At 66.1% G+C, this 5,149-nt stretch carries 9 protein-coding genes; all 9 read right to left on the bottom strand.

Annotation, left to right across the window (positions count from 1 at the left end; translation table 11 throughout):
- Positions 1-1,312 (bottom strand): preprotein translocase subunit SecY (gene secY, locus B7X32_RS18240; RefSeq protein WP_292722899.1); only part of this gene is annotated, 1,312 nt, incomplete at its 3' end.
- Between the two features lie 103 nt (positions 1,313-1,415).
- Positions 1,416-1,937 carry a 50S ribosomal protein L15 gene (gene rplO, locus B7X32_RS18235; protein ID WP_105686040.1) on the bottom strand — a complete coding sequence of 174 codons (522 nt, stop codon included), beginning with the start codon at positions 1,935-1,937 and terminating at the stop codon, positions 1,416-1,418.
- The gene (gene rpmD / locus B7X32_RS18230) at positions 1,937-2,122 is read right to left on the bottom strand and encodes a 50S ribosomal protein L30 (RefSeq protein ID WP_045249910.1); all 186 of its coding nucleotides are present in this window, start codon (positions 2,120-2,122) and stop codon (positions 1,937-1,939) included. Before rpmD ends, rplO begins: the two co-directional genes overlap by 1 nt.
- The gene (gene rpsE / locus B7X32_RS18225; RefSeq protein ID WP_292722895.1) at positions 2,122-2,787 is read right to left on the bottom strand and encodes a 30S ribosomal protein S5; all 666 of its coding nucleotides are present in this window, start codon (positions 2,785-2,787) and stop codon (positions 2,122-2,124) included. Before rpsE ends, rpmD begins: the two co-directional genes overlap by 1 nt.
- A gap of 20 nt (positions 2,788-2,807) precedes the next feature.
- Positions 2,808-3,167, bottom strand: a complete 360-nt coding sequence (gene rplR, locus B7X32_RS18220; protein WP_267920971.1) for a 50S ribosomal protein L18 — start codon at positions 3,165-3,167, stop codon at positions 2,808-2,810.
- Between the two features lie 2 nt (positions 3,168-3,169).
- Positions 3,170-3,706 carry a 50S ribosomal protein L6 gene (gene rplF / locus B7X32_RS18215; protein ID WP_292722889.1) on the bottom strand — a complete coding sequence of 179 codons (537 nt, stop codon included), beginning with the start codon at positions 3,704-3,706 and terminating at the stop codon, positions 3,170-3,172.
- A gap of 6 nt (positions 3,707-3,712) precedes the next feature.
- Positions 3,713-4,111, bottom strand: a complete 399-nt coding sequence (gene rpsH / locus B7X32_RS18210; RefSeq protein WP_292722887.1) for a 30S ribosomal protein S8 — start codon at positions 4,109-4,111, stop codon at positions 3,713-3,715.
- A 151-nt stretch (positions 4,112-4,262) separates the two neighbouring features.
- Positions 4,263-4,853 carry a 50S ribosomal protein L5 gene (rplE, locus tag B7X32_RS18205; RefSeq protein ID WP_292722884.1) on the bottom strand — a complete coding sequence of 197 codons (591 nt, stop codon included), beginning with the start codon at positions 4,851-4,853 and terminating at the stop codon, positions 4,263-4,265.
- A partial coding sequence (rplX, locus tag B7X32_RS18200) for a 50S ribosomal protein L24 (protein ID WP_292722881.1) occupies positions 4,853-5,149 on the bottom strand: 297 nt, incomplete at its 5' end. The genes rplE and rplX, both read right to left, overlap by 1 nt.

Below are 5,149 nucleotides of genomic sequence, written 5' to 3'. Positions count from 1 at the left end.
CTTCTTCGTAGTGTCGCTGCTGCAGCTGTGCGTCGATCTGCTTGACCGTCTCGAGGCCGACGCCGACGATGATCAGGATCGACGCGCCGCCGAACGGGAAGTTCTGGTTCGCCCCGACCGTGGCCAGCGCGATCAGCGGGATCAGCGCAATGAGACCGAGGTAGAGGGATCCGGGCAGCGTGATGCGGGTGAGCACGTAGTCGAGGTACTCGGCCGTGGGACGTCCCGCGCGGATGCCCGGGATGAAGCCGCCGTACTTCTTCATGTTGTCCGCGACCTCGGTCGGGTTGAACGTGATCGCGACGTAGAAGTACGTGAAGCCGATGATCAGCAGGAAGTACGTGATCATGTAGATCGGGTGGTCGCCCTTGACGAAGTACGTCATGATCCAGGTCGCCCACGCGGGCGGCGTCTTGCCGTCCTGCGGGATGTTGAACTGCGCGACCAGCATCGGGATGTACAGCAGCGACGAGGCGAAGATGACCGGGATCACGCCCGCCATGTTGACCTTGATCGGGATGTAGGTGTTGGTGCCGCCGTAGGTGCGACGGCCCACCATCCGCTTCGCGTACTGCACCGGGATGCGTCGCTGCGACTGCTCGATGAACACGACGAGCGACATCACGATGATGCCGACGAGCAGGACGAGCAGGAAGACCTCGAAGCCCTTGGTCTGCCAGATGGCCCACATGGCGCCGGGGAAGGTCGCGGCGATCGAGGTGAAGATCAGCAGCGACATGCCGTTGCCGATGCCCTTCTCCGTGACGAGCTCGGCGAACCACATGATGAGGCCGGTGCCGGCGGTCAGCGTGATGATGAGGAGCAGCTGCGCCCACCACACGTCGTTCGTGAGCAACTGGTTGCACGCGGCGACGCCGGTCTGGCCGAAGAGCTGTCCGGTGCGCGCGACCGTCACGAGGGTCGTGGACTGCAGCAGCGCCAGCGCGATGGTGACGTAGCGCGTGTACTGGGTGAGCTTGGCCTGGCCGGCCTGGCCCTCCTTGTGCAGCGCCTCGAAGTGCGGGATGACCACGCGCAGGAGCTGCGTGATGATCGAGGCCGTGATGTACGGCATGACGCCGAGGGCGAAGATCGACAGCTTCAGCAGCGCGCCGCCGGAGAACAGGTTGACGAGCCCGAGCAGTCCCTCTGTGCCGCTGTTCTGCGCGAGGCATTCTGAAACGTTCGGGAAGCTCACGAACGGAGCGGGCACGGTGGATCCGAGGCGGTAGATCGCGATGATCACGATCGTGAAGCCGATCTTGCGTCGAAGATCAGGCGTGCGGAAGATCCGCGCGATGGCGCTGAACAAAAGCTTGCCTTCCTGCAAAGGGATGACGCCCGACGAGGGACAGTCAATTACCCAGGGTAACGCAAGAGGGGCCGGAGATATCTCCGGCCCCTCTCGACGGGTGTTACTTGATCGATCCGCCGGCGGCGACGATCTTCTGCTCAGCGGAGCTGGAGACCTTGTCGACCGACACGGTCAGAGCCACGGCGATGTCGCCGTTGCCCAGGACCTTGACCTTCTCGTTCTTGCGGACCGCGCCCTTGGCGACCAGGTCGGCGACGGTCACGTCGCCACCGGCCGGGTAGAGCTCGGCGAGCTTCTCCAGGTTCACGACCTGGTACTCCACGCGGAACGGGTTCTTGAACCCGCGCAGCTTCGGGGTGCGCATGTGCAGCGGCATCTGCCCACCCTCGAAACCGACGCGAACGGTGTTGCGGGCCTTGGTGCCCTTGGTGCCGCGACCGGCGGTCTTGCCCTTGGAGCCCTCACCGCGACCGACACGGGTCTTCGCGGTGTTGGCGCCGGGGACCGGACGCAGGTGGTGCACCTTCAGGACGCCGGGACGGGAGACCGTGGTCTCCTCGGCCTTCTTGGCAGCCGGCTTCTTGGCGGCGGTCTTGGTAGCCGCTTCCTTCTTCTCAGCCATTAGTCGATCTCCTCAACCTTGACGAGGTGAGCGACCGCGCGGACGTAACCGCGGGTCTGAGCATCATCGGGACGGACGACCGAGTCGCCGATCCGCTTGAGGCCGAGCGAACGCAGCGTGTCGCGCTGGTTCTGCTTCTCACTCACCTTGGACTTGACCTGCGTGACCTTGAGGCGCGCAGCCATCAGGCACCTGCCTTCTGCGCAGCGATGGCCTCGGCCTCTGCGCGGACGAGACGCGCCGGGGCGACCTGGTCGAACTCGAGGCCACGACGTGCGGCGACCGCACGTGGCTCCTCGAGCTGCTTCAGGGCCTCCACCGTCGCGTGCACGATGTTGATCGTGTTCGACGAGCCGAGCGACTTCGACAGCACGTCGTGGATACCGGCGCACTCGAGCACGGCGCGGACCGGACCACCGGCGATGACACCGGTACCGGCAGCGGCCGGACGGAGCAGCACGACGCCGGCAGCGGCCTCGCCCTGCACCGGGTGCGGGATGGTGCTCGCGGAGCGCGGCACGCGGAAGAAGTTGCGCTTGGCCTCCTCGACACCCTTCGAGATGGCGAGGGGGACCTCGCGGGCCTTGCCGTAGCCGACGCCCACGAGACCGTTGCCGTCACCCACCACGACGAGCGCGGTGAAGCTGAAGCGACGGCCGCCCTTGACGACCTTCGACACGCGGTTGATGGTCACCACGCGCTCGAGGAACTGGTTGTCCCCACGGTCGCGGGAGTTGCGGTCGCGACCGCCCTGGCCGCGGTCGCGGCCACCACGGCCGCCGCGGCGCTCATCGCGCTGCGGAGCCTCGGAACCGGCCGCGTTCTCGGCGGCAGGAGCCGTCTCGGTCACTTCGTTCTCCTTGATGTCACTCACAGTGCCAGCCCCCCTTCACGGGCGCCATCGGCGATGGCCGCGACGCGACCGGCGTACCGGTTGCCACCGCGGTCGAACACGGCCTCCGAGACGCCGGCGGCCTTCGCACGCTCGGCGACGAGCTCGCCGACCTTGCGGGCCTTGGCGGTCTTGTCACCGTCGAAGCCGCGCAGGTCGGTCTCGAGGGTGGAGGCGCTGGCCACGGTGTGGCCCTTGCTGTCGTCGACCAGCTGCACGAAGACGTGGCGGGCCGAACGGGTGACGACCAGGCGCGGACGCGCCTCGGTGCCCTGGATCTTCTTGCGAAGACGGGCGTGACGACGCGAGCGGGCGTCGGACTTCGTCTTGATAGCCATGGTTACTTACCACTCTTTCCGGCCTTGCGACGCACGACCTCGCCGGCGTAGCGCACGCCCTTGCCCTTGTACGGCTCGGGCTTGCGGATCTTGCGGATGTTCGCAGCCGCCTCGCCGACGGCCTGCTTGCTGATGCCGCTGACGGTGAGCTTGTTGTTGCCCTCGACCGTCAGGGTGATGCCGGCGGGCGGGTCGATCAGGACCGGGTGCGAGAAGCCGAGGGCGAACTCGACCGAGCTGCCCTTCTGCTGCACGCGGTAACCGGTGCCGACGACCTCGAGGCCCTTGGAGTAGCCCTGGGTCACGCCGATGATGTCGTTGTTGATGAGCGTGCGGGTCAGACCGTGCAGCGAACGCGAGGCGCGCTCGTCGTCCGGACGGGTGACGAGAACCTGGTTCTCCTCGACCGACACCTCGATGGGAGAGGCCACGGTGAGCGAGAGCTCGCCCTTCGGGCCCTTCACCGAAACCTCACGGCCGTCGACCGAAACGGTCACGCCCGCGGGGATCTCGATGGGAAGTCGTCCAATACGCGACATTTCAGATCACCACACGTAGGCGAGAACTTCTCCGCCCACGCCCTTCTGCTCTGCCTGGCGGTCCGTGAGGAGCCCCGAGGAGGTGGACAGGATCGCGACGCCGAGGCCGCCGAGGACCTTGGGCAGCTCGGTCGACTTCGCGTAGACACGGAGGCCGGGCTTGGAGACGCGCTTGATGCCGGCGATCGACCGCTCGCGGTTCGGGCCGTACTTCAGCGAGATGGTGAGGTTGGTGCCGACGCGGGCGTCGGTGACCTCCCAGCCTGCGATGTAGCCCTCCTGCTGGAGGATCTCAGCGATGTGGGTCTTCAGCTTGCTCGACGGCAGGGTCACGGAATCGTGATGCGCCGAGTTCGCGTTGCGCAGACGGGTCAGCAGATCTGCGACCGGGTCTGTCATCGTCATAGTTGTCTTCTTTCGTTCATGAGGTTCCGGCTGCCGTTACACGGCAGACGGCCTGCGATGAGCACGCAATTTTCAATTGTACGTCAAGCGGGACACGCCCGAAGACCGGATCCCGAGGAGAACCCCGGGATCCGGTCTTCAGAACATGGTCTTACGCCTGCGCGTCGTTCGACTTGAACGGGAAGCCGAGGTGGCGCAGCAGGGCGCGGCCCTCGTCGTCGTTCTTCGCCGTGGTCACGACGGTGATGTCGAAACCGCGGACGCGGTCGATCCGGTCCTGATCGATCTCGTGGAACACGCTCTGCTCCGTGAGACCGAAGGTGTAGTTGCCGTTGCCGTCGAACTGCTTGTCCGAGAGACCGCGGAAGTCGCGGATACGGGGCAGTGCGAGGTTCACGAGGCGGTCCACGAACTCCCAGGCGCGGTCACCGCGGAGGGTGACGTGCGCGCCGATGGGCTGACCCTCGCGCAGCTTGAACTGCGCGATGGACTTGCGGGCCTTCGTGACGATCGGCTTCTGGCCGGTGATCTTGGTGAGGTCATCGACCGCACCATCGATCACCTTGGAGTCGCGAGCCGCCTCACCGACACCGGTGTTGACGACGACCTTGACCAGGCCGGGGATCTGCATGACGTTCTCGTAGCCGAACTCGTCCTGCAGAGCCTTCTTGATCTCGTTGTTGTACTTCGCCTTCAGGCGGGGCTGCACCTTGACAGCGCCCGCGGCGTCAGCAGCCGCCATCAGAGGTCCTTACCGCTCTTCTTCGCGTAGCGCACGCGGACCGTGCGCTTCACGCCGTCCTTGACCTGCTCCTCGACGCGGTGACCGACCTTGGTCGGCTTCTTCGTCTCGGGGTCGACCAGGGCGACGTTCGAGATGTGGATGGGGGCCTCGATGGTCTCGATGCCGCCCGTCTTCGTGCCGCGCTGCGTCTGGCCGACGCGGGTGTGCTTGGTGGCGTAGTTCACGCCCTCCACGATCACGCGGTTCTGCTCGACGAGGACCTCGAGGACCTTGCCCTGCTTGCCGCGGTCGCC

The sequence above is a fragment of the Microbacterium sp. 13-71-7 genome (genome assembly GCF_002257455.1).
GTDB lineage: Bacteria > Actinomycetota > Actinomycetes > Actinomycetales > Microbacteriaceae > Microbacterium.
The sequence above is the reverse complement of the archived record's forward strand: the minus strand, read 5'-3'. Positions and strand labels throughout refer to the sequence as shown.